Origin of the sequence: Pseudomonas sp. SJZ131 (genome assembly GCF_007828705.1) — a bacterium.
Taxonomy (GTDB): Bacteria; Pseudomonadota; Gammaproteobacteria; order Pseudomonadales; family Pseudomonadaceae; genus Aquipseudomonas; species Aquipseudomonas prosekii.
The window spans coordinates 213,482-239,855 of sequence record NZ_VIVC01000005.1; the positions used below are offsets into that span (position 1 = coordinate 213,482).

The 26,374-nt window shown below is 60.7% G+C and carries 20 protein-coding genes; 10 read left to right on the top strand and 10 right to left on the bottom strand.

Annotated features, from left to right (window positions below):
- Positions 1 to 38 precede the first annotated feature (38 nt).
- Positions 39 to 3,164: a transglycosylase domain-containing protein gene (locus FBY12_RS21905; RefSeq protein ID WP_145255867.1), complete on the top strand. Its 3,126-nt coding sequence runs from the start codon at positions 39 to 41 to the stop codon at positions 3,162 to 3,164.
- On the opposite strand, the gene FBY12_RS21910 is transcribed toward FBY12_RS21905, so the two are convergent.
- From FBY12_RS21910 to FBY12_RS21935, 6 genes are all read right to left on the bottom strand, one after another.
- The gene (locus FBY12_RS21910) at positions 3,161 to 4,399 is read right to left on the bottom strand and encodes a hypothetical protein (RefSeq protein ID WP_145255870.1); all 1,239 of its coding nucleotides are present in this window, start codon (positions 4,397 to 4,399) and stop codon (positions 3,161 to 3,163) included. The two genes, FBY12_RS21905 and FBY12_RS21910, sit on opposite strands and share 4 nt — an antisense overlap.
- Positions 4,396 to 4,890 (bottom strand): CS1 type fimbrial major subunit, encoded by a 495-nt coding sequence (locus FBY12_RS21915; RefSeq protein ID WP_145255873.1) that lies wholly within the window; start codon positions 4,888 to 4,890, stop codon positions 4,396 to 4,398. The genes FBY12_RS21910 and FBY12_RS21915 overlap by 4 nt, the downstream gene beginning before the upstream one ends.
- Positions 4,887 to 5,627 (bottom strand): molecular chaperone, encoded by a 741-nt coding sequence (locus FBY12_RS21920; RefSeq protein WP_121731314.1) that lies wholly within the window; start codon positions 5,625 to 5,627, stop codon positions 4,887 to 4,889. The genes FBY12_RS21915 and FBY12_RS21920 overlap by 4 nt, the downstream gene beginning before the upstream one ends.
- Positions 5,628 to 5,677: 50 nt before the next feature.
- Positions 5,678 to 6,919 carry a hypothetical protein gene (locus FBY12_RS21925; RefSeq protein WP_256663345.1) on the bottom strand — a complete coding sequence of 414 codons (1,242 nt, stop codon included), beginning with the start codon at positions 6,917 to 6,919 and terminating at the stop codon, positions 5,678 to 5,680.
- Positions 6,920 to 6,947: 28 nt separating this feature from the next.
- Positions 6,948 to 9,470 (bottom strand): CS1-pili formation C-terminal domain-containing protein, encoded by a 2,523-nt coding sequence (locus FBY12_RS21930; protein ID WP_121731316.1) that lies wholly within the window; start codon positions 9,468 to 9,470, stop codon positions 6,948 to 6,950.
- A 107-nt stretch (positions 9,471 to 9,577) separates the two neighbouring features.
- Positions 9,578 to 10,072, bottom strand: a complete 495-nt coding sequence (locus FBY12_RS21935; RefSeq protein WP_121731317.1) for a CS1 type fimbrial major subunit — start codon at positions 10,070 to 10,072, stop codon at positions 9,578 to 9,580.
- Between the two features lie 507 nt (positions 10,073 to 10,579).
- On the opposite strand from FBY12_RS21935, the gene FBY12_RS21940 reads away from it, so the two are divergent.
- Together FBY12_RS21940 and FBY12_RS21945 are read left to right on the top strand one after the other, a co-directional pair.
- Positions 10,580 to 11,167 carry a PadR family transcriptional regulator gene (locus FBY12_RS21940; protein WP_121731318.1) on the top strand — a complete coding sequence of 196 codons (588 nt, stop codon included), beginning with the start codon at positions 10,580 to 10,582 and terminating at the stop codon, positions 11,165 to 11,167.
- On the top strand, positions 11,164 to 11,949 hold the full coding sequence (locus FBY12_RS21945) for a siderophore-interacting protein (protein ID WP_121731319.1): 786 nt from the start codon (positions 11,164 to 11,166) through the stop codon (positions 11,947 to 11,949). The genes FBY12_RS21940 and FBY12_RS21945 overlap by 4 nt, the downstream gene beginning before the upstream one ends.
- A 165-nt stretch (positions 11,950 to 12,114) precedes the next feature.
- On the opposite strand, the gene FBY12_RS21950 is transcribed toward FBY12_RS21945, so the two are convergent.
- Together FBY12_RS21950 and FBY12_RS21955 are read right to left on the bottom strand one after the other, a co-directional pair.
- Positions 12,115 to 12,789 (bottom strand): Pr6Pr family membrane protein, encoded by a 675-nt coding sequence (locus FBY12_RS21950; RefSeq protein ID WP_145255879.1) that lies wholly within the window; start codon positions 12,787 to 12,789, stop codon positions 12,115 to 12,117.
- Position 12,790: 1 nt separating this feature from the next.
- Positions 12,791 to 13,024: a VF530 family DNA-binding protein gene (locus FBY12_RS21955; protein ID WP_121731321.1), complete on the bottom strand. Its 234-nt coding sequence runs from the start codon at positions 13,022 to 13,024 to the stop codon at positions 12,791 to 12,793.
- Positions 13,025 to 13,907: 883 nt separating this feature from the next.
- Here FBY12_RS21955 and FBY12_RS21960 point away from each other — a divergent pair.
- From FBY12_RS21960 to cmoB, 7 genes are all read left to right on the top strand, one after another.
- Positions 13,908 to 15,290, top strand: a complete 1,383-nt coding sequence (locus FBY12_RS21960) for a carbohydrate porin (RefSeq protein ID WP_145255882.1) — start codon at positions 13,908 to 13,910, stop codon at positions 15,288 to 15,290.
- Positions 15,291 to 15,513: 223 nt separating this feature from the next.
- The gene (locus FBY12_RS21965; protein ID WP_145255885.1) at positions 15,514 to 17,925 is read left to right on the top strand and encodes a glucose/quinate/shikimate family membrane-bound PQQ-dependent dehydrogenase; all 2,412 of its coding nucleotides are present in this window, start codon (positions 15,514 to 15,516) and stop codon (positions 17,923 to 17,925) included.
- Between the two features lie 697 nt (positions 17,926 to 18,622).
- On the top strand, positions 18,623 to 21,040 hold the full coding sequence (gene lon / locus FBY12_RS21975; protein ID WP_092278521.1) for an endopeptidase La: 2,418 nt from the start codon (positions 18,623 to 18,625) through the stop codon (positions 21,038 to 21,040).
- Between the two features lie 220 nt (positions 21,041 to 21,260).
- Complete coding sequence (locus FBY12_RS21980) at positions 21,261 to 21,668, top strand: protease inhibitor I42 family protein (RefSeq protein ID WP_145255891.1); 408 nt, start codon at positions 21,261 to 21,263, stop codon at positions 21,666 to 21,668.
- A gap of 2 nt (positions 21,669 to 21,670) precedes the next feature.
- The gene (locus tag FBY12_RS21985) at positions 21,671 to 22,306 is read left to right on the top strand and encodes a lysoplasmalogenase (protein ID WP_145255894.1); all 636 of its coding nucleotides are present in this window, start codon (positions 21,671 to 21,673) and stop codon (positions 22,304 to 22,306) included.
- 79 nt (positions 22,307 to 22,385) lie between these two features.
- The gene (gene cmoA, locus FBY12_RS21990; RefSeq protein ID WP_178111790.1) at positions 22,386 to 23,165 is read left to right on the top strand and encodes a carboxy-S-adenosyl-L-methionine synthase CmoA; all 780 of its coding nucleotides are present in this window, start codon (positions 22,386 to 22,388) and stop codon (positions 23,163 to 23,165) included.
- Positions 23,162 to 24,118: a tRNA 5-methoxyuridine(34)/uridine 5-oxyacetic acid(34) synthase CmoB gene (gene cmoB, locus FBY12_RS21995; protein WP_145255900.1), complete on the top strand. Its 957-nt coding sequence runs from the start codon at positions 23,162 to 23,164 to the stop codon at positions 24,116 to 24,118. Before cmoA ends, cmoB begins: the two co-directional genes overlap by 4 nt.
- Before the next feature lie 130 nt (positions 24,119 to 24,248).
- Here cmoB and tadA read toward each other — a convergent pair whose 3' ends face one another.
- Together tadA and FBY12_RS22005 are read right to left on the bottom strand one after the other, a co-directional pair.
- The gene (gene tadA, locus FBY12_RS22000; RefSeq protein WP_145255903.1) at positions 24,249 to 24,746 is read right to left on the bottom strand and encodes a tRNA adenosine(34) deaminase TadA; all 498 of its coding nucleotides are present in this window, start codon (positions 24,744 to 24,746) and stop codon (positions 24,249 to 24,251) included.
- Positions 24,746 to 26,122, bottom strand: a complete 1,377-nt coding sequence (locus FBY12_RS22005) for a multicopper oxidase family protein (RefSeq protein ID WP_145255906.1) — start codon at positions 26,120 to 26,122, stop codon at positions 24,746 to 24,748. The genes tadA and FBY12_RS22005 overlap by 1 nt, the downstream gene beginning before the upstream one ends.
- Between the last annotated feature and the right edge of the window lie 252 nt (positions 26,123 to 26,374).

Consider the following 26,374-nt stretch of genomic DNA (forward strand, 5'->3'; position numbering starts at 1 on the left):
ACAAGTCCGATCAATCTGCGTGAATGGATCAGTCGACTATGGGCGCTTTATGGCAAACCGATTCGAGTAAAACCGTGGTCCCGACTGAACGTGTGGATGAAGCGCCTTTACCTGAAAAATCCCGTCGTAACCGGCACGGCTGGAAGGCGTTCTGGTTGTTGCTGCTGATTATCGCGGTGGCGCTGGGGCTGGCGGCTGCCAAGGAGATGCGTACATCGAAATTTCAATCGACCGAGGTCAGCAAATTTGCCGCGTCCCTGAGTTATGAGCTGCAACCCGGCCCCAGCGATGCCATCCGCTATCCGGGCGCCGGCCCGTTTGATTTGCGTTTGGGCTACAGCGCCATGGACGATTTCCTGCCGCGCCTGCTCAAGCGAAATTACATCGTTGCCGCGCAGACACGTTTTTCCCCGGAGCTGATGAGCTATAGCGACCGGGGCTTTTTCGTGCCCTACGCGGAAAAAATCCAGGCCGGCCTGACCATCACCGATTGCCGCGCGGCGCCGCTGTACCAGTTCAACTACCCGCAACAGCTCTACGCCAGCTTCGACGCGATCCCGCCGGTAGTGGTCAACAGCTTGTTGTTCATCGAAAACCGCTTCCTGCTCGACCCGAAACAACCGATGGCCAACCCCGCCGTCGACTGGCCGCGCTTCGGCATGGCCGCGTGGTCGCAAGTCGCCAAGTTGATGCACTTGCCGGGGCAATCGGCTGGCGGCAGCACCCTGGCGACGCAACTTGAGAAGTACCGCCACTCCCCCGACGGCCTGACCGTGTCCGGCGCGGAAAAGATCCGTCAGATGATTTCTGCCAGCGTGCGCGCCTATCAGGGCGGGCCGCAGACCATGCAGGCGCGGCAGAATGTGGTGCGCGATTACCTCAACAGCGTGCCGTTGTCCGCCGTGCCCGGCCACGGCGAAGTACACGGCATGGCCGAAGGTCTGCGCGTCTGGTACGGCGCCGACTTCAACAAGGCCAATGAAACCCTCGCGAGCAGCGCCACCGACGCGAAAACCATGGCCGACAAAGGCCTGGCCCTGCGCGAAATGCTCTCGCTGATGATTGCCCAGCGCCGCCCTTCGCACTACCTGACCAAGGGCCACGATGAACTCGCCAGCCTCACCGACAGCCACATCCGCCTGCTCGCCCAGAACGGCGTGATCGATGCGCCGTTCGCCGCCGCCGCGCTCGCCAGCAAAGTCACCTACCGCGATTGGCAGACGCAACCGACGATCCAGCCGATCGAATCCAATAAAGGCATCAGCACCGCCCGCAGCCGCTTGGCCTCGATGCTCAATCGGCCGCTGTACGACTTGGATCGCCTCGACCTCTCCGCCACCAGCACCTTGCAAAGTGACCTGCAAAAACAGGCCACCGAATACCTGAAACACCTCGCCGACCCGGCGTTTGCCGGGCAGATCGGCCTGATCGGCGAACGCTTGCTGACGCCGACCAGCACCACTCAGGTGCGCTACAGCTTCACCCTGTTCGAACTGACCCCGGACGGTTCGCGGGTGCGCGTGCAAACCGACAGCACCGACCAACCGTTCGACATTAATGAAGGCAGCAAACTGGAACTCGGCTCCACCGCCAAGATGCGAGTCATGACCACCTACTTGCAGATCATTTCCGAACTGCACGAAAAATACGCCGACAAAACCGTCGCCGAACTGAAGAAAACCGAAGTGCCGGATCAGGATCGCCTGAGCCGCTGGGTGGTCGATTACCTGATCCAGAACAGCGACCGCAGCCTGCCGACACTGCTAAGCGCGGCGCTTGATCGCAAATACTCGGCGAGCCCCGGCGAGGCGTTTTTCACTGGTGGCGGGTTGCACACCTTTCACAACTTCCGTAACGAAGACAACGGGCGCATTCCGACCCTGCGCGATGCCCTGCGTGAGTCGATCAACCTGCCGTTCATTCGGCTGATGCGCGACATCGTGCGCTACACCACGTATTCCGGACCGAGCAACAGCGCCGAGCTGCTCAAGGACGACCGCGACCCTCGGCGGCAGGAATACCTGGCGTCATTCGCCGACCGCGAAGGCACGTCGTTTCTGCTCAAGTTCTGGAAAAAGTACAAAAACAAAGACACTGACGCACGCCTCGAAACCTTCCTCGACAGCATGCGCCCGACGCCAATTCGCATGGCAGCGGTGCACCGTTACCTGTACCCGGAAGCCGAGCAAACTGCTTTCAACAGCTTCGTGCGCTCGCACTTGAAGGGCGCCAAGCTCAACGAAAAACTCACCGACGAACGCCTCGAACGCCTGTACCTGAGCTATGGACCCGGCTCGTATGACCTGCCGGATCAGGGTTTTATCGCCAAGGTGCATCCGCTGGATCTGTGGCTGATCGGCTACCTGCTCAATCACCCGGAAGCCAAGTTCAGCGAGATCGTCAAAGCCAGCCAGTTCGAACGTCAGGAAGTGTATAGCTGGCTGTTCAAGAGCAAACACAAAGGCGCGCGCGACAGCCGTATCCGCACCATGCTCGAGATTGAAGCGTTCCTCGATATTCACCAGCGCTGGCAGCAAGTCGGCTACCCGTTCGACCACCTCGTGCCGTCATTGGCCACGGCGATTGGCAGCTCTGGCGACCGCCCGGCAGCGTTGGCCGAGCTGATCGGGACGATTCTCAACGACGGCGTGCGCATGCCGACCTTGCGCATCGACAGCCTGCATTTCGCCGCGGATACGCCGTACGAAACCAAAGTGGTCAACGACCCGAATGTCGGCAAACGGGTGATGCCGTCCGAGGTTGCCACGGCGATGCGCGAAGCCTTGTCGCAAGTGGTGGATGCCGGCACCGCGAAACGCGTGTCCGGCAGTTTCAAAACCCCTGACGGCACCGCGTTGGCGATGGGCGGCAAGACCGGCACCGGCGATAACCGCATCGAAGCGATTGGCTCCGGCGGGCGGATTCTCAGTTCGAAATCGATCAACCGCACGGCGACGTTCGTGTTCTACATCGGCGATCACCACTTCGGCACGCTGACCGCGTTCGTGCCGGGGCGCACCGCCGAGGCCTTCAAGTTCACCTCGGCGTTGCCGGTGCAAGTGCTCAAAGGCATGGCGCCGATCTTGACGCCATACCTGCAACCGGGGCGCAACACCGAATGCCTGGCGCCGACGGTGACGGCGAGCAACCAGACCCAGGGCTAGATCTCGGAATCCCAGATCACCGTAACGTCGCCGGCAAATTTGTCGCTGCCCGAATCGAGCATTTGCTTGACGCCCTCCTGCGCCACGGAGAAATGCATAACGCCAGGTTTGCGCGCCACGTAGACGTTGGGTTCGAACCGTTCGGTGCCCTGGCCGTCGAGCCGCAAGGGTTGGTTGACCACCGACTGGCCGTTGCGCACCAGCCCGTGGGGCAGCGTCACGGCGACGTCGACCGGCACTTGGTTGCCCGCCGCGTCCTGCAACGCGCAGGTATTGCCGAGGTTGGTGGCACAGCTCAATTGCATCTTGAATGGTGTCGAAGTCCAGATATTGAAGGTCTGGTCGCGGAAGATGCGTTCCGGCCGACGATTACGCTGCAGCCACGCTTGCCAGCCGCCGTGCGGGACCAGTTGCACCTGATTGCCGCTTGGCGGAATTTCCACCGCCAGTACGTGATTGACCGTCAGGGTGAAGTCCAGTTGCAGCGTGTCCGGGCTGGCCAGCATGTTATCGCCCATGTCGAAATCGGTGCCGGAGCCCAATCGATAAAGGGTGCTGCCGGTATAAATTCCCGGCGCCATTTTCAATGGGTCGGGCGTGCGCATCTGATAGGCAAAATTCAATCTTGGGTAGGAAAAACCCGGTATGTCGAAATTGGCTCTGGTTGCGCAAGTGCCGGCCACCGGGGTGAACCAGAAGAAATCAAAATCAGTGTCCGTTACGCCCGCTCCCGCGCGTCCTTCCATGCAGGGTCTGGGTGCAATTCCCCAGTCGCTTAAACTCCATAGGCGCTGATGAGAGGTGGATATCGGCAAATCCTCACGCCCGATCAGTTCCTGAACCCTGTGACTCAGCCGATAACGCCCGCCAACCCCAGCAATGCGCACCTGCACCATCGCCGGACGGCCTTGGTCATCCTGTACCGGCACATCGCGCCATTGCGCCGCCGAGATGTTGAACATCGCACCTTGGCGTGGACTGGAGTGATTCGCTGGAATCGGATTGATCGACTGCACATCAATCGAGCTCTCGATGCTGAACAATTTGTCGAACCCTCCCGATCCATCACAGGAAGACGGGTTATCGGCGCAATAGCCACTATCAGGCGTGGTATTCCTGAACTCATTGATATGCGGACGCACCGGATCGGGCTCGAACTCGGCGGTGATCTGCACCACATCAGCCTGCGCCGCCAAACACGTAACCAACACCAACCCACTGCACAGACGCTTCATGGATTCACCGCATCAAACATCAATTGCACCGTCCCGTAATAATTGCCCGGCGCATACCCGTCGACCGGTTTCAGCGCGGCAATCTCCAGCCGCACGCGTTGCCCGACGCGGGCCTGCTGTTCGGCAACCACTGGCGTCGCCAGCAACGACAAACGCTGCCCATTGAACTGCACCGCGAGGTCGATACGCTCACGACCATTGAACAAAAACGGCTCGGCAGCCAGGCGCGCGTCGATGCTGCCACTGGTGTTTTTCACGTCGAAATGTTCGCGCAGCGGCGTCAGGTCAGCAGTCACCGGGTTCCACGCCATCACCTGCTCACGCTCAAGAAACATCGAATTGACTGGCAGCACGTAAAACTCGCTGGTGGGGATCGTCACCGACACGTGAAAGGTCTGCTCCTCGCGAATCGCCAAGGCCAGCGTGCTGGTCAGCAGCAGCACGGCGCCCAGTGAGATCGCCAGGCTGCGCTTGAAGCCCTGACGATTCATCCTTTCACCTCGTAGCTTTTCTGCGCCGCGCCTTCGACCAGTTTGAAGCGATACTGGCGCCCGGCGTGTTTGTCGAAACGGAATGCCTTGCCCGGCAGCACATGATTTTTGGTGACCGGCTGGCAGTCGTTTTCATCGCTGGCGGCGCAGTCCTTGAATTCATCGACCACCACCACGGTGTTGCCGTTGTTGCGCAACGCATATTGGCCGGCACGCTCATCGATCTGCGTGTCGAAGCGCGCATCCTTGGGCCGCACGAAGAAAATCGTGCCGTAACCCGCCAGCACGTTAACCCCGGCCGACAACGATTGTTTGTAAGCGGCGCGCTCTTCGACGGACACCGCAAATTCATCCTCCTTTTCCGGCACCACCGGCACAAACCGCACCCGAAAATAACGCTCACGCTCGCGCTCACCCATGAACAGCAGACGCGTGCCCTGCATGCCGTTGACCGGCACAATCAGCCGCGCCGGGCTGGCCATCAGACCGTCGCGGCTGCTGTTGTCGTCCTGGGTCTTGATCGGCAGTTCCGAGGGTTTGCCCTCGGCGTCGTAGACGATTTCGTGAATGTTGATGCGGATGAACGCGGTGCTGTCGCCGCCATTGAACACCCGTTTCAGGTAAGTGCTTTTGTCGCCGTCGAGGTAGTCGTAAACCACCCCGACATTGATCGCCGGCCCGGCCTCGGCCAGCAGCGGCAACAAGCTTGCACCCAACAAGACGCACAGACGTTTCATTGTTTTCGATCCCTCAGTTGATGGCTGTCCGCAAATGCCGGCAGCGCAGATCAGATTTCCGAATTCCAGATAACCGTGACGTTGCCGGCGTAGGTCTTGCCGACGCCGGTGAGCATTTCGGCGACTTTTTCCCGGGCGATTTCAAAGTGCAATTGGCCGGGTTTGCGTTCGACGTAAAAACCTGGCTGGAACAGTTCGGTGCCGCTGCCGTCGCGCAGCAACGGCCGCCGGTTGACCGCTTGGCCAGCGGCGTCGGTCAAGCCGTTGGGCAGCGTCACGCGGATGTCCAGCGGCACCGCGCCGCCCGATTGCGGTTCAAGCAACAAGCACTGATTGCTGCCGTCGCTGTACTGGCAATCGAGCTGCATCTTGAAACGGCTGGAGGCCGAGATATTGAACGTCTGGTCGCGGAACAAGCGCTCCGGACGGCGATTGCGTTGCAGCCAGGCTTGCCAGCCACCTTGCGGCACCAGTTCGACCTGAGTGCCACCGGGCGGCACTTCGACTTTGAGGGTGTGTTGCACGTCGAGATTGAAATTGAAGATCAGGGTGTTGTCGTTGGGCGTCATACGGTCACCGAAATCAATGTCCTGGTGCGGCCCGATGCTGTAGCTGATCGAACCGGTGTAACGCCCGGTAGACATGCCCAGCGGATTGGGTGTGCGCAGCTCGTAGGCATATTCGAAGTTGGCGTAGGAAATAGAGGGGATATCGACGGTGTGCTGCAGATTGCAACTGTCGGCACCTGCAGGGACGATCCAGAACCACAGCGCGTATTGGGGAGTGCCGGTAATGCTGCCGCTGGATTGACAGGGTGCCGGCGCCCATAACCAGGTGCGTGGCCCCCAGGAATGGATGTTTGCCGGGCGTTGGACATCCATGCGGTTGCCAACGCCGGCAAAGCGCATTTCGACCGTCTCGCGCTCGCCCCGGTCGGAAACGACCACAAAGCTGCGCCACTCAGACGGAACTTTGAACATCACCCCGCGACGCGAATCAATCGGCCCCGGCGGAGTGTTATTGAGGGTCATGGGCCCATTGGAGCGGAAATTGATGTCGTTGGTGCGGATGCTGAAAATCCCCAGAGCCTTGCATCGCTCCGGTATGTGATAGGCGCAGTAACCACTTTCGGGCGTCGTATTCTCAAATTTATTGACCAGCGGGTTGCTGGGGTCGGGCCTGAAAACCGCAGTGATTTCCTGCACCGCAGCCGCCGCAGGAAACGCGACAAACCCCAACAGCACCGCGATTGCCGCCACCCGCCAGGCAACGTGTCGCCTCAGATTGTTCATGGACATGACTCAGTGCTCCTGTCGGGTGTCAGCCAGCGGTCTGGGCTTCGAAAGAGTTGTCCGCCAAGGTGTCCGGCGTGCAGCGCAGATCGCCGATCATCAACACGTCCTGCTCGATGCGCGCGTTGCGGGTGTCGAGCCGGAACTGACACAACAACTGTTCACCTCGACGCACTTGCAGGGTCGGCGAACCGGCATTCATTTCCATCGAGAAGAACCCGTCGACCTCGCTCACCCCACGGCTGGCGTGGTTGATGATGTGGTGGCCTTTCAATGGATGCCCTTGCGGATCGATCAGGCGCCCGAGCACGGTCACGGTTTTCATCACCTGAACCTTGCGATAGGCGACGCCGCCCTTGTTCAGGTGATAACTCATGCGCGGCGGTTGAATGTTGGCGGCGGGCACGTGGTTGCCCTCGAAATCGAAACTCACCGAGCCGCTGCGGTACGCGGTGATCGGCACAAAATTGCGCCCCGCACGCAACGCGGTGCTGCCACCGCTGAGGTCGTCGGCGCGCAGGGCGATGTCGTCGACATCCGATTCGACGTCGATGATCATCCCGGCGCCGCGCCCCTGATGCTGGCTGGTCAGGACCATTTTTTGCCCGCCGACGGCGAACGTGCTGTCCAGGTTGAGGCCGCCGGTGATGTCGCCGCTGTACGACGAGCGCTGGGCGAAGGCATCGCCGAGTACTGTGTCGGTCATGAAGTTGGTCGTGCCCGAGATACCGACGCCGTAGGTATCGGCAATTGCCGTGGCCGAGACGCTTTGCAAAATGAAATCCTGCAAATCCTTGCGGTAAGTCAGCGACGCATTGTGGTCGCGCCCGCCATCGCGCGAGGTGCGCGAGCCGATGCTGCCGGAGATCTGCTCGCCCGGTCCGCCGAGCGCCAGGCTCACGCTCAAATCGACGCCGCGATTGCGTTTGTCGCCACTGCTGGTGCTGGCCGGCCGGTCGAACACGGTGAAGCGCCAATTGGCGTCGCTGCCGAACAGATTGCCGCGTTGCGTCCAACCGAGATCGAGGCCGACGCCTTCGACATTGCCCTCGCTGTGCGACACGCGGCCATTGAGCGAAGTGCGGTTGTTCAAGCGATGGGTCAGCGACAGCGAGGAATTGCTGGTTTCGCCAGTGAACACATTGCGCTGCCGAATGCGCGTGCCGTCGGGCAAAGTTTCGTAAGTGTTGCGGGTGTCGAGCCAACTGCGATTGTGGCTGGCGACCACGGTGCCGAGGCCGTAGCTGTAGAGCGCTTGCAGATCGACGCCGGTGCCGTGGTCTTCGGTTTGATAAACGTTGGCAAAGACGCTGGCATTGTTGGCCACGGTCCAATCGACCGATGAGCCGTACTGCAACTGTTCGCGCACCTGCCGCGCCGACAATCCCAACACCACGCGCGGGTGCAGCAAATAGTTGAGCGCGGCGCCGGCAGACATGGCGCCGTCGGCTTGCTCTTCCCAGTTGCTCAGCAGTTTGCTTTCGCGGCCGGCAAACACGTTGTAGCGCCAGCGCTCGTCGTGGTTGCGCCAGTTGTTCGGTTTGTACACCAGCTCCTGCGTGGTCGAAGTGATCTGACCATCCTCGATCAGACGCACTTCAACCTCGTAGATGCCGCCGGGCAGTGGCCGGGTATCAAGCGTCTGCAAACCGGCGGGCACCGGTTGCGTGTTGATCAGCAAACCGTTGCGGTAAATCTCCACCGAACCGAGGCGATTGGCGGTGACGTAAATCGGGTAGACGCTGGGTTTCGGGTTATCGATGGCCAGGCTGTCGGAGCTGCCATACATCACGCCGAACGCGGTATCCGGGCTCGAGCCAAACGAACGCGGCTGGCGGCTGAGGCCTTCGGAGTTGGGCATGAAGTAGCCCAGACGCAGGAAAGTGCCCTGCAACTCGCGCTGCGTATAGAGCTCATGCACGGCGTGATAGAGCTGGTCATCCAGGCCGCCGAGGCGCGCCAATTGCAGGTTGACGCTCTGGGTCCAGTTGCCGAGGCTGCTGCTGGCCTCCAGGCCATAACGCCCGCCGAGCGGCTGATCCTGTCCACCATTGAGGTTCAGTTGATTGCGCACGATAAGGCCAGTGCTGCCGCCATCGGGCTGTTCGTAATAAGCCTGAGGCTTGTCGTCACGCTCGGCATTTTCAGTGACGAGCGAGACCAGAGAATTTTCAAGGTTGTAATGCACGGCCAACAAGTTTGCCGGGCAGTTGGCACTGCATGCACCCAACGGCACGCCTTGTTTGAGCCAAGCAGCAAGTGCTTCACGTTCCGGGGCTTTTACCTCGCTGTCGCGGGTGTCCGTGAGTTCAAGTAAGGTCACACGATCGTCACGCGACAACACTACCATCGCCTCACCCAGAAACTGTTGATCACGTTCAACTCGAACTGCCAGCGGAACATCAAAGAAGTGCTCTTCAAACTCTGCCGGCAAACCCTTGGCCTGGGCCAGTAAAGAGCGCGGCATGGTATTACCGTTAGTTGTCGCGGCAACGGCTGCCGAACAAAACAACAAGGCGAGCGCTGTCGCGATGGGCGTCATCGGGAACATGAACCAGATACTCTGAATGCGGACAGTAATTAGTGTGAAACCCGGTCGGCCGGCCAGGGCGACAGGCCGATCGGGGCGCTTCAGTCAGCCCGTCGAAGGGCCGATTTTCAAGGCAATACGGTGCGCGGTACGGCGTCGAACATCACGACCGGATTGCCAGTGAACAGGCCGTTCTGGCTGTCGGTCGGGGCGGCGGCGACGATCAGCATGTCCGCCTGCATGCCTGGGTTGGAAGGCACATCACCAGCAATTTCCTTGGACACACCATCCAGCACCACACCGCCGATGGAGATGGTCAGCGGGATTGCCGAAGCACCGTTGTAGAGCGCAGCGGTGCCGCCCTCGATGTAAGCGTTGATGGAACCGTCAGTGTTTTTCAGGTCGTAGGTCTGGCGCAGGTTGCTGAGTTTGCCGGTGACAGTGTTGTAGGTCATGGTTTCATCCTGACCGAAGTTCGGATCCCGCGGCTGGGCATGGAACTGCTTCGTCGGGATTTCAGCCTTGATGTTGATCGTAGTGCTGGCGTCATCCTTGGCCCATGCTGCGGTCGAACCCAGTACCAGAACAGCCAGCGGCGCGGCGATTGCAAACTTCTTGAACATGATTAACTCCGGATTAATTCAATAAGAAAAATCATTAACGCTTCGAACAAGTCGCGGACTTGAACATTGAACGCGGAGGCATCATCAACCAATTGAAACTTTAAGTAAGCAGGACATGTCTGGCGAACACGTAGTCCGCAGGGCATGTAGCGTGAAGAAAAATAACCGAAAAACACTGATAACGCCGAGTGACCGTAAGAAGCAGACTACCGACAGATTGTTTATGTTTTCCATACAGAAACATGAGGTACGAGTTCAACATATGAACTTCAATAAACGCTAGGCGAAAACAGTGCTTTAGAGAACTAGCACTAATTTAATCTGGGCAAATATATACATTCGGTTACTTCCTTGCTTCCTTCTGCGGATTGCGAACAATCGGACGGCGCTTCGGAACAATTTCCCACGCGAGAACGAGCGTCGTCCTGCGCCGTTGGTCGAATCGCCTTGCTTGACACCTAAGATATATCTTAAGTTGTATCTAAACACGTCAAGAGAACTGGAAAAATGAGAGACCATCATTCCCCCCACCATTCCCCCCACCGCGAACACGGTGACGGCCGCGACGGCTTCGAGAAGCGCCCCGGACGCGAACGCGGCGGCCGTGGCCCACGGGTCTTCGCCCCCGGCGATTTGAAATTGCTGCTGCTGGCGCTGATCGCCGAACAGCCGTGCCACGGCTACGACTTGATCCGCCAGATCGAAGGCATGTTCGACGGCGCCTACAGCCCCAGCCCCGGCGTGATCTATCCGACGCTGACGTTTCTGGAAGAAAGCGAAATGATCAGCGGCGACGCCGAGGGCGGGAAAAAACGCTACAGCATCACCGACGCCGGGCGTCTGTCGTTGAGCGATCAGGCGATTGCCCTGGAAGGTGTGCGGATGCGCATCGACGTCAGCAAACGTTCATTGCGCGGGCATGATCGCCCGGCAGAAATTCACGAGGCGGTACACAACCTGCGCCACGCCTTGCAACTGCATCACGGGCGCTGGAGCGCCGAAGAAATCGTGCGTGTCGCGACCCTGCTCAACGACACCGCCAAAGCCATCGTCGACGGCCCCGCCGTTCAAGCCGCACAGGAGAAACCCGAATGACTGCCGTTGATACCCAGACCATTCACCGCGTGATGCATGAAATCAAACGTCGTCGGCTGGAGGTGCTGCGGGTGGTGGACCTGACGCCGCGTATGCGCCGCATCACGGTCGGCGGGCCGGAGTTGGCGGGGTTTGTCAGCCTCGGCACGGATGACCACGTCAAACTGCTGTTCCCGCAGAACGCGGCGCAAACGGCCGCGATGGAAACTCTGGTACTCGGCGCCGGCAAGACTGATCAGCCGATGCCGCCGATGCGCGATTACACGCCGCGTCGGTATGACCTCGACGCGCTGGAGCTGGACATCGATTTTGTCCTGCACGGCGACGGCCCTGCCTCGACCTGGGCGGAACAGGCGCAACCGGGGCAATCGCTGAACATTGCCGGGCCGCGCGGTTCGATGATCGTGCCGGACATTTTCGACAGCTATCTGCTGATCGGCGACGAAACCGCCCTGCCCGCTATCGCCCGCCGCCTCGAAGGCCTGGCGGCGAACCGTCGGGCGCTGGTGATTATTGAAGTCGAGAACGGCGCTGAACAGCAGGCGCTGGAAAGTGCTGCGCAGGTCAATGTGATTTGGGTATTGCGCGACGGCGGCACGAATAATCTGCTGAACGCGGTGAAGCAACTGCAAGTGCCGAGCGGCGATTTGTACGCGTGGGTGGCGACGGAAACCAAGGTCTCGCGACAGATTCGCCGGGTGCTGCTGGATGAGCATGGGCTGAACGAGCAGTTCGTCAAAGCCGCCGGTTACTGGCGCGCCGAGGGCAGCGACGAGGAGTAACCCGCCTCAATCCCCATCCCCTGTAAACCAGCCTCGACGCCGAGCCCCTGTAGGAGCGAGGCTTGCCCGCGAAGGCCCCGTAGGAGCGAGGCTTGCCCGCGAAGGCGGTGTGTCAGTCGACAACTTTACTGACTGACACAGCGCTTTCGCGGGCAAGCCTCGCTCCTACAGGTTCGGTGGCGTTGGCAGGCTCGGTTTTCGCCAGCGATCGAGCCCGATCACCAGCAGCGCCATCAGCACAAACCCCGCCAAAATCCCCCCGGCATTGATAAACACCTGTGGATAACCCAGCGTCGGCACGTCAATGAACGGATACGGATAAGCGCTCAGCACGTGCCCGCGCAGCAGCGCGAAAGCAAAATAGACCAGCGGATAAATCACCCACAGCGCGATGTGGTGCAGGCGCAAAGTGCCTTTGGGCACACAGCACCACCAATAGATCAGGAACAGCAGCGGCATGATGTCGTGGAGCAATTCGTCGGCGATCAATTGCCAGCCTTCGGGATGCCACAGATGCCGCAGCAATACGCTGTAGGCAATGCCGACCACGGCGATGCTGACCGCCACGCCGCTGCTCACCGACGGTTGCAGAAACCAGCGCCTCGCCGCCGACTCGCGCGTGGTCAGTGCATAGCTCAGCACCACTGCAACCAGCGTGTTGGTGACCACGGTGAAAAAACTGAAAAATGCCATCAGCCCGCCAAGCAGGCTGGCGCCGATGCTCCAGCGTGAGCCGAGAATCAGGTACAGCTGAATGCTCAAACCGGCCCAACCGAGCACGGCCGCCACGGCGATGCAGCGACGCCTTGCGGCAGAACCCGGCGTCGATAAGGCACGCATGTCAGAGGGGACGCTTGGTGCGCATCAGTTTGATGTACAACCGCTCGACCTTCTCCCGCGCCCATGGGGTTTTGCGCAGGAAGGTCAGGCTCGACTTGATGCTCGGATCGCTCTTGAAGCAACGAATGTCAATGCGCTCGGCCAGCCCCGCCCACTCGTAGTGTGCAACCAGGGCGTTGAGGATTTGCTCCAGCGTCACGCCGTGCAGCGGGTTGTCGTTGTTGTGTTCGGTCATGCCGGGCCTTTGCGCGAAGAAAGATTGAAGAAGCCGCGCACCTTAGCCGAGCCCTTCGCCGGGTGGAAGCGCTCCGTTAACTGTAGGCCATCCCGGGCACAAACCGTGGGAGCAAAGCATGCTCGCGAAGGCGTGAGCATCGGCAACATCATCGTCAACTGACCCACCGCCCCCAAATGTAGGAGCAGAGCTTGCTCGCGAAGGCGTCCGCACAGACAACATCTTCGTCGACCGACCCACCGCCATCGCGAGCAAGCTCGGCTCCCACAGGTGTTCGCACAGACAACATCATCGTCAACTGACACACCGCCGCCCCCTGTAGGAGCAAAGCTTGCTCGCGAAGGCGTCCGCACAGACAACATCTTCGTCGACTGACCCACCGCCATCGCGAGCAAGCTCGGCTCCCACAGGGGTTCGCACAGACAACATCATCGTCAACTGACCCACCGCCCCCCCTGTAGGAGCAAAGCTTGCTCGCGAAGGCGTTTGCACAGACAACATCTCAGTCGACTGACCCACCGCCATCGCGAGCAAGCTCGGCTCCCACAGGTGTTCGCACAGACAACATCATCGTCAACTGCCCCACCGCCACCCCCTGTAGGAGCAAAGCTTGCTCGCGAAGGCGTCCGCACCGGCGACATCGTTGTTGACTGACCCACCGCCATCGCGAGCAAGCTCTGCTCCTACAGGGTCAATGAATGTCATGCGACGCGCGGTCGCAGGCGACTGTTACCGAATCCGAAATGATCCATGTCAGGAAAAGCGCTTTCTCTATTTGTAACAGGACATTATCCTTGCGCCCGTCAAGCTGAATCGCTTCTGCTGCCCGCGACATACTGCCGCTTCAGTTCACCCCCTCGAAAAGACCAAGAACGACTTACCCATGCCTGATTTTCCTATTCTGCGAGACAGCGCTGTCCGCCTGCCTGTTGCCCATCGAAAAGCCCTGAACCTGATCGGCGGCCTCAGTGCCTTCGGCCTCGCCACCTGCGTTCACGCCGCCCCGGCCTTCGACAGTGAGTCGCCGTGGATGCTCGGCGACTGGAACGGCACGCGCACCGAACTTGCGGAAAAAGGCTACGACTTCAAAGTCGATTACACCGGCGAAATGGGCAGCAACCTGCACGGCGGTTATGACCACGACCGCACGGCGCGCTACAGCGACCAGTTCGGCCTCGGCACGCATCTGGACTTGCAGAAGATCCTCGGTTGGGACGCTGCCGAATTTCAGCTGACCGTCACCGAACGCAGCGGCAACAACATCAGCAACGACCGGATCAACGATCCACGGGTCGGCGGTTTCACCTCGGCCCAGGAAGTCTGGGGCCGTGGGCAGACCTGGCGCCTGACGCAGATGTGGTATCAGCAGAAATTCTTCGACCAGAAGCTCGACATCAAGGTCGGCCGCTTTGGCGAGGGCGAAGACTTCAACAGCTTCCCGTGCGACTTCCAGAACCTGGCGTTCTGCGGCTCGCAGGTCGGCAACTGGGTCGGCGGCATCTGGTACAACTGGCCGGTCAGCCAATGGGCGATGCGCGTCAAATATCACCTGACGCCAGAGCTGTATGCGCAGGTCGGCGCGTATGAGCAGAACCCGTCGAACCTGGATCGCAACAACGGCTTCAAGCTCAGCGGCAGCGGCACTCAAGGCGCGATCCTGCCGGTCGAGCTGGTGTGGACGCCGACATTCAATGGCCTGCCGGGCGAGTACCGCGCCGGTTATTACTACAGCAATGCGAAAGCCACCGACGCCTACAAGGATCGCAACGGCCAGCCTGCGGCCCTGAGCGGCGAAGCCTATCGCAGCGCGTCGAGCAAGCACGGTGTGTGGTTGGGTGTGCAGCAGCAGATCACCAGCCGCGCCAGCGACAATTCCCGTGGTTTGAGCGTGTTCGCCAACGGCACGATGCACGACAAGAAGACCAACGCCATCGACAACTATGTCCAGGCCGGCGTCGTCTACAAAGGCTTGTTCGATGCACGCGCCAAGGACGACATCGGTTTTGCCATGGCGCGGGTTCACGTCAACCCGGCCTATCGCAAGAACGCCGAGGCGATCAATCAGGCACGCGCGGTTTATGACTACGACGACGCGACGTTCGTGCCGCCGCAAGACACCGAATACAGCGCCGAGCTTTATTACGGCGTGCACGTGACCAATTGGCTGACCGTGCGCCCGAACCTGCAATACATCCGCCACCCGGGTGGCGTGGACAAGGTCGATGACGCGCTGATTGGCGGGATCAAGATCACCACTTCGTTCTGAGGCTGCTGCAAACCTTGTAGGAGCGAGGCTTGCCCGCGAAGAGGCCGTTACGTTCAACGTTGATGTTGACTGACACGCCGCCTTCGCGGGCAAGCCTCGCTCCTACAGGACCGCACAGGCTTTGATTTAACTGAACACTTTTTAACTGAACCATGCCCACGCCAGATCGTCATCTACAGTGAACTTGCGCGGGACTACTTAAAACGTCACGGAGAACCACACTATGAGCACTGATGGTGCTTTGAGTCGAAGCCGCCTGCTACCGAGCCTGCTCGGTATCCTGCTTCTGCTAATGGGCCTGGCCATGCTGGCCGGGGGTATCAAGCTGAGCATGCTCGGCGGCTCGCTGTATTACCTGCTGGCCGGTATCGGCCTGGCGCTGAGCGGCATTTTGCTGATCATGGCTCGCCGTGCGGCACTGGGCCTGTACGCGCTGGTGCTGTTCGCCAGTACCGTTTGGGCATTGTGGGAAGTCGGCCTCGACTGGTGGCAATTGGTGCCGCGTCTGGCGCTGTTGTTCGCCTTGGGCATCGTCATGTTGCTGCCGTGGTTCCGCCGTCCGCTGTTGCGCACCGGCGCTGCGCCGATGGGTACTGGCGCGCTGAGCGTGGCCGTGGTGCTCGCGGGCGCCGCTGCACTGGCCAGCCAGTTCACCAGTCCGGGTGAAACCAAGGGTCAACTGGATCGCGACAGCATTCCGGGCATGACCAACACGGCCCCGGCGATGCCGGACGGTGACTGGAATTCCTACGGTCGCAGCGCGCACGGCGATCGTTATTCGCCACTGGCGCAGATCACCCCGCAAAACGCCCACAAGCTGGTCCCAGCCTGGACGTACCGCACCGGTGACATCCCTGGCCCTAACGATCCGGGCGAAACCACCGCCGAAAACACCCCGCTGAAAGTCAACGGCATGCTCTACGTCTGCACGCCGCACAGCCAGGTGATCGCGCTGGACCCGGACACCGGCAAGGAAATCTGGCGTTTCGATCCGAAGCTCTCCACGCAAAACGCGGCGAACTTCAAGGGTTGGGCGCACATGACCTGCCGTGGAGTGTCGTATCACGATGACGCGGCCTACGCTTCCGAGCAGAGCCCGACCGGCACTGCGAGCACCGCGCCAGTCAGTGCCGTGTGCCCACGCCGGATCTTCCTGCCAACCGCCGACACTCGCCTGATCGCACTCGACGCCGACACCGGCAAAATGTGTGAAGACTTCGGCGACAAGGGCCAGGTTGACCTGCGCGCCAACATCGGCAGCTTCGCCGCCGGCGGTTACTACTCCACCTCGCCTCCAGCCGTCACCAAAGACCTGGTTGTGATTGGCGGTCACGTCACCGACAACGTTTCCACCGACGAGCCAAGCGGCGTGATCCGCGCGTTCGACGTGCACACCGGCAAACTGGTGTGGAACTGGGACAGCGGCAACCCGGACGACACCACGCCGATTGCCGAAGGCCAGACCTACACGCGCAACTCGCCGAACATGTGGTCCATGTTCGCCGTCGACGAAAAACTCGGCATGCTCTACCTGCCGATGGGCAACCAGACTCCGGACCAGTTCGGCGGTGCGCGCACCCCTGAATCGGAACTGCATGCCGCCGGCCTGACCGCGCTGGACATCGCCACCGGTCAAGTCAAATGGCACTTCCAGTTCACCCACCATGACCTGTGGGACATGGACGTCGGTGGTCAGCCAACCCTGATGGACCTGAAAACCGCTGACGGCGTCAAGCCAGCGGTACTCGCGTCGACCAAGCAAGGCAGCATCTACGTGTTGGACCGTACCAACGGCCAGGCGATCGTGCCGATCAACGAAGTGCCGGTGCCACAAGGCGCTGTCGAAGGTGATCACACTTCGCCGACCCAACCGAAATCCGACCTCAACCTGATGCCGCCGCCGCTGCAAGAGCGCGACATGTGGGGCGTAACCCCGTTCGACCAACTGATCTGCCGGATCGACTTCAAATCCATGCGCTACGACGGCCCGTTCACGCCGCCATCGCTGCAGGGTTCGATCGTTTACCCAGGCAACTTCGGCGTGTTCGACTGGGGCGGTATCTCGGTTGACCCGGTCCGTCAGATCGCTTTCGTGAACCCGAGCTACATGGCGTTCAAATCGAAAATGATCCCGGCCGCCGAAATCGCCGCACAAGGCCCGCGTAAAAGCGAAACCGAAGGCGTGCAGCCAAACAAAGGCGCGCCATACGGCGTAGTCCTCGAAGCGCTGCTCTCGCCAATGGGCCTGCCGTGCCAGGCGCCAGCATGGGGTTACGTTGCAGCGGTCGACCTGACCACCAGCAAAACCATCTGGAAACACAAAAACGGCACCGTGCGCGACAGCTCGCCGGTTCCAATCCCGCTGAGCATGGGCGTCCCAAGCCTGGGCGGCACGTTCACCACTGCCGGCGGCGTCGCCTTCCTGAGCGGCACCCTCGACCAGTACCTGCGCGCCTACGACGTCAAAAACGGCAAACAACTGTGGGAAGGCCGCCTGCCAGCAGGCGCCCAAACCACACCGATGACCTACACCGGCAAAGACGGCAAGCAATACGTCCTCGTCGTTGCAGGTGGTCACGGTTCGCTGGGCACAAAACAAGGTGATTACGTGATCGCGTACAAACTGTCCGAGTAAGCTTTAGCGGCGGTTGAAGGACAAAAGGCGACTCCTGAGAGGGAGTCGCCTTTTTTTGTGGGCGGGGGATTTAGGGAATTACGGTAGGGGTGGGTCAGGTGGATGGGTTTTGGGGGATCGATTGCCATCGCGAGCAGGCTCGCTCCTACAGGGATTTGGGTGTGTTTGGGGGAAACAGGTCGTCTGTCAGGACGCCTTCGCGGGCAAGCCTCGCTCCTACAAAGGCAAAATCAAACGCAGATCCGCTGTGCTTCTCACCACTCAACAGGCCGAGCGTTAGCTCGCCTGCAGCTCTTGATCTTGCCGTGCTGCCCCTTCGGCAGGCTGAGTGGAGGGGTTGATCTGGGGGTGGGCGCGAAGCGCCGTTCGACGGAGTCGAACGCATCGAGAGGAGGTCGTAGCGAAGCAGACCGTAGGCGATGCCCCCAGATCGACCCCGGAGCGAAGGAACCCCGAGCCCAAGCGAGGGGCCGAACGCCGGGGCAAAGCCTTTTGGTTACTTTTTGGCGTCTGAAAAAGTCACTCGCTGTAAGAGCGAAACCGCCATCCGCCCCACCCGCAGCAACGGATATGCCCCCAACCCCCAAGAACATGGTCGGCCCAAAGGCCGCCACGCCCCCAAGAAAAACCCACAGCCATTGAAACCACCCCAATCCCGCCCCATCTAACACCCCATACCCCATTGCGCAGGTGCCCCATGAGCGACCAGCAAGAATTCCCCGAAGACCCCACCGAATTCAGCGAAACAGACCACATCGAACACCACTCCACCGGCAAAGGACTCGCCCTGCCTGGCCAGAACCTGCCGGACAAGGTTTACATCATCCCGATCCACAATCGCCCGTTCTTCCCGGCCCAAGTGCTGCCGGTGATCGTCAATGAAGAACCGTGGGCGGAAACACTGGACCTGGTCAGCAAATCCGATCACCACTCCCTGGCCCTGTTCTACATGGACACGCCACAGGAAGATCCGCGCCACTTCGACACCGGCGCGCTGCCCGAATACGGCACCCTGGTCAAAGTGCACCACGCCAGTCGCGAAAACGGCAAACTGCAATTCGTCGCCCAAGGCCTGACCCGCGTCCGCATCAAAACCTGGCTCAAGCACCATCGCCCGCCGTACCTCGTCGAAGTCGAATACCCGCACCAGCCCACCGAGCCGACCGACGAGGTCAAGGCCTACGGCATGGCGCTGATCAACGCGATCAAGGAACTGCTGCCGCTCAACCCGCTGTACAGCGAAGAGCTGAAAAACTACCTCAACCGCTTCAGCCCCAACGATCCGTCGCCGCTGACCGACTTTGCCGCCGCGCTGACCTCCGCCACCGGCAGCGAACTGCAAGAAGTGCTCGACTGCGTGCCAATGCTCAAGCGCATGGAAAAAGTCCTGCCGATGCTGCGCAAGGAAGTCGAAGTCGCGCGCCTGCAGAAAGAAATCTCCGCCGAAGTGAACCGCAAGATCGGCGAGCACCAGCGCGAGTTCTTCCTCAAGGAACAACTCAAAGTCATCCAGCAAGAACTCGGTTTGACCAAAGATGATCGCAGCGCCGACATCGAACAGTTCCAGCAGCGCCTCGAAAGCAAGAAACTGCCCGCGCAGGCGCAGAAACGCATCGAAGAGGAAATGAACAAACTGTCGATCCTCGAGACCGGTTCGCCGGAGTACGCGGTCACGCGCAACTACCTCGACTGGGCGACCTCAGTGCCGTGGGGCGTTTACGGCGATGACAAACTCGACCTCAAGCACGCGCGCAAGGTGCTCGACAAACACCACGCCGGCCTCGACGACATCAAGGACCGGATCCTCGAATTCCTCGCGGTCGGTGCTTATAAAGGTGAGATCAGCGGTTCCATCGTGCTGCTGGTCGGCCCGCCGGGCGTGGGCAAAACCAGCGTCGGCAAATCCATCGCCGAATCGCTGGGCCGGCCGTTCTACCGCTTCAGCCTCGGCGGCATGCGTGACGAAGCCGAGATCAAGGGCCATCGCCGCACCTACATCGGCGCGCAGCCGGGCAAACTGGTGCAGGCGTTGAAAGACGTCGAAGTGATGAACCCGGTGATCATGCTCGACGAAATCGACAAAATGGGCCAAAGCTACCAGGGCGATCCGGCCTCGGCGCTGCTGGAAACCCTCGACCCGGAGCAGAACGTCGAATTCCTCGACCACTACCTCGACCTGCGCATGGACCTGTCGAAAGTCCTGTTCATCTGCACCGCCAACACCCTCGATTCGATTCCCGGCCCGTTGCTCGACCGCATGGAAGTGATTCGCCTGTCGGGTTACATCACCGAAGAAAAAATCGCCATCGCCAAGCGTCACCTGTGGCCGAAGCAGCTTGAGAAGGCTGGCGTGTCGAAAGGCAGCCTGAGCATCAGCGACAGCGCGCTGAAAGCCTTGATCGACGGTTATGCCCGTGAAGCCGGCGTGCGCCACCTGGAAAAAGAACTGGGCAAACTGGTGCGCAAAGCCGTGGTCAAGTTGATCGACGAGCCAAAAGCGGTGATCAAGATCGGCCCGAAAGATCTCGAAGCCTCGCTCGGCCATCCGGTGTTTCGCAACGAACAAGTGCTGTCCGGCACCGGCGTCATCACCGGGCTGGCGTGGACCAGCATGGGCGGCGCGACGTTGCCGATTGAAGCGACGCGGATTCACACGCTCAACCGTGGCTTCAAACTCACCGGGCAACTGGGCGACGTGATGAAAGAGTCGGCGGAAATCGCCTACAGCTACGTCAGCTCGAACCTGAAGTCGTTTGGCGGTGATCCGAAATTCTTCGACGAAGCCTTCGTTCACCTGCACGTCCCGGAAGGCGCGACCCCGAAAGACGGCCCGAGCGCCGGCGTGACCATGGCCAGCGCCCTGCTCTCGCTCGCACGTAATCAGGCGCCGAAAAAAGGCATCGCGATGACCGGCGAACTGACGCTGACCGGGCATGTGCTGCCGATTGGCGGGGTGCGCGAAAAAGTCATCGCGGCGCGGCGGCAGAAGATTTTCGAATTGATCCTGCCGGAGCCGAACCGTGGCAGCTTCGAAGAATTGCCGGATTACCTGAAAGAAGGCATCACCGTGCACTTCGCCAAGCGCTTTGCCGACGTGGCGAAGATCTTGTTCTGATAGTCATGTAGTGCCTGCACCACCGCTTTCGCGGGCAAGCCTCGCTCCTACTGGGTTGTGTGTCGTTCATATTTTTCGCGACCGACACACAACCCCTGTAGGAGCGAGGCTTGCCCGCGAAGGCGTCAGAACTGACCACGCCAATTCCCAGCGCTGTCACAATTTGTCTCATCTTCAGTTATGCTCGCCGTTCGTCGTGAATGCCGGAGCCTCTGACCTTATGTCCCCCACCCGCCTGTTTGTTCCCCTCGCCGCCGCGCTGACGGCCGTCGCTTTGCTCGCCGGTTGCGCCTCGCAGGACCGGCAAAATGTGACCGTGGAAAAACAAAGCGAATGCCCGGCGAAACTGCACAACGGGCAAAACCTGATCGTGATGCTGCCGAGCAACCCGACCACGGGTTATCGCTGGTCGATCCAGGATTCTGCTGGCGGCGTGTTGCGCGCATTGAGCCCCGAGGTTTACAGCAATCCGGAAGACGCCGGCATCGTCGGCAGCGCCGGGGTGTCGACCTGGCGTTTCCAGTCGTTCGCCAGCGGCACCGGCCGTTTGCGCCTGACGTACTCACAACCGTGGGCACCCGAAGTGCCAGCGGTGCAAACCTTCGACTGCGCCATTTCGGTTAACTGATCGTGGGTTGGCTGATCCTCGCACTAATGGGCGCGGTGACTTTTCTCTACGGCCTGAGCGTGCACGCCGCGCTGCTTTGCCTGCTGGTCAAGCCATTGCCGGTGCTGGCCCTGCTCGGTTGGCTGCACGACGCGCCGCCCACCGAATATCGGCGCTGGATCAGCCTTGGGTTGATTTTCTCGCTGCTCGGCGACGTGCTGCTGGCATGGCCGGGGGATCTGTTTGTGTTTGGGCTCGGGGCGTTTCTGGTCGCGCATCTGGCGTACCTCAAAGCCTACTTGAGCGATTGCCGGCGGTTGGCGTTGCTGCCGTTGGTATTGGCGGTCGTGGTGGGCGCGGTGCTGCTGGGGATTCTGATTTCCCATAGCTTGGGGCCGTTGCTGGTGCCAGTGATTGTCTATGGCGTGGCCATCAGCGCGATGCTCTGGCGCGCCCTCGCCCGGCTCGGCACCGATGTGCCGAAGCGCTCGGCGCTGCTGGCGGCGGCGGGCGCACTGGCGTTCGTGTTCTCCGACAGCGTGATCGGCATCAGCCGGTTTGTAATGCCGTTCGTCGCCGCGCCCTACGTGATAATCCTCAGCTACTGGCTGGGGCAATGGGCGATTACTGCGTCGGCGTTTACTCAAGAACAACGCTGACCCCCTCGCCACAGTGGATTCTCATCGTTCGCAGCGGTTTATCAGACAACCCGCGCATCCCCCGGGCAATTTGGCTAAAATGCCGGCCTTTTCCACCTATGCCGCTGGAACCGCCGTGAGCAAAGAACCCGATCGCCTATTCGCCCAGCCTCTGGCCCAGGTGCCTGACTTCGCCTTCAACGAGGACGTGGTGCGGGTGTTCCCGGACATGATCAAGCGCTCGGTGCCGGGTTACCCGACCATCGTTGAAAACCTCGGCGTGCTCGCCGCGCAATTCGCCCAGCCGAACAGCGTGCTCTACGACCTCGGCTCATCGCTCGGCGCCGTCACCCAAGCGCTGCGCCGGCATGTGCGCACCGACGGTTGCCGGGTGATCGCTGTGGATAACTCGGCGGCGATGGTCGAGCGCTGCCGGGAATACCTTAATGGTCAGGACTCGATGTTCCAGGAGTTGCTGCCGGTCGAGGTGATCGAAGGTGACATTCTCGCCCTGGATTTTCAGCCTGCTTCGGTGGTGGCGCTGAACTTTACTTTGCAATTCATCGCCCCGGAGCAGCGCACCGCGTTGCTCAGCCGCATCCGCCAGGCACTGTTGCCGGGCGGCGCGCTGATCCTGTCGGAGAAGCTGCGTTTCAATGATCTGCAAGAGCATGCGTTGCTCACCGATTTGCACGTCGCGTTCAAACGCGCCAACGGCTACAGCGAGCTGGAAATTGCCCAGAAGCGCAGCGCCATCGAAAACGTCATGAAGCCCGACAGTCTCGAAGAACACCGCGAACGCCTGTTGGCCGCCGGGTTCTCGAAAGTCGTGCCGTGGTTCCAGTGTCTTAACTTTGCCTCGTTGATTGCCTTGCCATGATTGATCTGTCCCCCCTCGCCCGCCGTCTGGCGGGCACGCCGCTGGCCGATTGGGCCAACACGTTGCAGGCGCAACTCGACAAGAAAATGGAAAAGGGTCACGGCGATCTGGAGCGCTGGCAAAGTGCGCTGGACGCGTTACCGAAGATTCAGCCGAGCGAAGTCGATCTGCTCAACGGACTGACGCTCGATACCGATTGCGACGAGGCCACCCGCGCGCAAATGCGCACGGCGCTGATGGGGCTGTCGCCGTGGCGCAAGGGACCGTTCGACCTGTTCGGCGTGCACGTCGACACCGAATGGCGCTCGGACTGGAAGTGGTCGCGAGTGGCGCCGCATCTGGATTTGCAGGGCAAACGCATCCTCGATGTCGGCTGCGGCAATGGTTATTACATGTGGCGCATGCTCGGCGCCGGCGCTGACAGCGTAATTGGCGTCGATCCGAACTGGTTGTTCTTCTGCCAGTTTCAGGCGGTTCAGCGTTACTTGTCAGAGCCGAACGCCTGGCATCTGCCGTTCCCGTTCGAAGACTTGCCGCCGAATATGGAAGGCTTCGACACGGTGTTTTCGATGGGCGTTTTCTATCACCGTCGCTCGCCGATCGAGCATTTGCTGGCGCTCAAGGATTGCCTGGTCAAGGGCGGCGAACTGGTGCTGGAGACGTTGGTGATTGCCGGCGATCAGCAGCAAGTGCTGGTGCCGGAAGACCGTTATGCGCAGATGCGCAACGTGTGGTTCCTGCCATCGGTGCCGGCGCTGGAATTGTGGCTGCGCCGCGCCGGATTCAGCGACGTGTGCTGCGTGGATGTGAGCACGACCACGGTCGAGGAACAGCGCGGGACGGAATGGATGAAGTATCAGTCGCTGAGTGATTTTCTGGATCCGGACGATCACAGCAAAACCGTCGAAGGACTGCCGGCGCCGATGCGTGCCGTGATCGTCGCCCGAAAATAAACCCCGATCTCCCAGTCACCAAAAAACCTGTGGGAGTGAGCCTGCTCGCGATGAAGACCTTTCAGCCAACAACGATGTTGAAGGTTGGTCCGCTATCGCGAGCAGGCTCACTCCCACAGTAATTCGGTGTTTATACTGCGGGTTTGGCCCTTCGGGCCTTGAAGAATTCGCTCAGCACCGCCCCACACTCATCCGCCAACACCCCGCCTTCAAACACCACCCGATGATTCAAAAAGCCTTGGGTAAAGAACTGCCCCTGGCTCTGCACAATCCCGGCTTTTGGCTCCAGCGCGCCATACACCACCCGCGCAACCCGCGAATGCACGATCAGCCCGGCGCACATGCTGCACGGTTCGAGCGTGACGTAGAGCGTGCTGCCCGGCAGTCGATAATTGCTGGCGGCGGTGGCGGCGGCACGGATCGCGACCATTTCGGCGTGGGCGCTGGGATCGCTGCCGCTGATCGGGCAATTGAAGCCGCGCCCGATGATCTCGCCGTTTTGCACCAGCACCGCGCCGACCGGCACTTCGCCGAGGGCCGCGCCTTGAGCGGCGAGCGCCAGGGCTTCGCGCATGAAATCGCGGTCACGGCTGCGGTCGATGATCGCTGCTGGACGAATCTGCCGCATCACGCCACCTCGATGGCGGCCATCAGGCCGGTTTCCATGTGGTCGATCACATGGCAGTGGAACATCCAGACGCCGGGGTTATCCGCCACCAGCGCCACTTGCGCGCGCTCGTTTTTGCCCAACAGATAGGTGTCGGTGAAATACGGAATGACCTTGTGCCGATTCGACGCGATGACTTTGAAACTCATGCCGTGCAGGTGAATCGGGTGCTGGTATTGCGTCATGTTTTTCAATTCGAAAATGTAGCTTTTGCCCTTTTCGAGCTTGGCAATCGGGCGGTCGGCGCAGGTCTTGTCGGTGATATCCCAGGCCTTGCCGTTGATCTGCCACAGGCTCGGCGGCTTGCCGTTGTCGACGTTGACCGAGACCGAGCCGACCCATTCGAAATTGAAGTTGAGTTTCTCGGCATTCGCCAGGTCCGGCTCGGACACCGGATTGGCCGGCAGCGCCGGTGGCCACTGGGTCGGCGCGTCATTGTTGGCCACCGAACGCAGGGTGCCGAGACGCACCGGGCCGTTGCGTAACGACAATTCTTCACCGGCCGCCGGCGCCTTGATTGCCAGACAAATGCGCATGCCCGGGCCGAGCCAGTATTCCTTGCCCAACGGGCGCGGCGTGATCGGGTTGCCGTCCAGCGCGTAGATCTGCGCTTCGACGCCGGGAATGTTCAGGCGATAAGTCAGGGTGTTGTCGAGGTTGAGCACGCGCACGCGAGTGATCTGCCCGGCGGGCAAATCGATCACCGGCACCGGCACACCGTTGATGGTCGACAGCCGCCCGGCGGTGCCGCCGCGCGCCGCTTCACGAGGAATGCTGAACGCGACAAACGCGCCCTCTTCATCGACGTGCCAGCTCTTCAGGCTCAGGGTTTTTTCGTACTGGAAACCGGTGGGCTCGCGCTCTTCGACGATCAACGGACCGACGAGGCCGCGCCCAAGTTCTTCGCTGCTGTTGACGTGCGGGTGATACCAATAGCTGCCGGCGTCGGGCACGCGGAATTGGTAGTCGAAGTATTCGCCCGGCAGCACTGGGAGCTGCGAGACGTACGGCACGCCGTCCATTTCCAGTGGCAGGCGAATGCCGTGCCAGTGGATGGTGGTCGCGACCGGCAGGTGATTGATGAAGCGCACCCGCAGCCATTCACCCTGACGCACCCGCAACTCGGTGCCCGGCGCCGACTGGCCGAACGCCCAGGCTGGGGTTGTGTGCCCCGCGACCAGTTCGACGTCGAGCGGCGCGGCGATCAGTTCGTAGTCGTGACCGGCCTCTGCGTCGGCCATCTTGCCCAGCCAATAACGCGACGCACCCCCGGCCCCCACGCCAACCACCACAAGACCGGCCAGACCACCGAGTATTTGTCGACGGGTAAAGGACATGAACTCAACTACCTCACGTATCAGCGACAGACCTGGGGCCTGCAAAAGGCGAATACGATACACCTGCGGTTGAGAAACAGTAAGGGCTACCCCTCACCCTAACCCTCTCCCCAGAGGGTAGAGGGGACTGACCGAGTTGATCCTGGAGCTACATCGACCTGAAAAACCGAGTCGAACTCAGGTTTGTCAGAGTTGATCGTGGAGCTACATCGACCTGAAGAACCGAGTCGAACTCAGGTTTGTCTTCGCGAG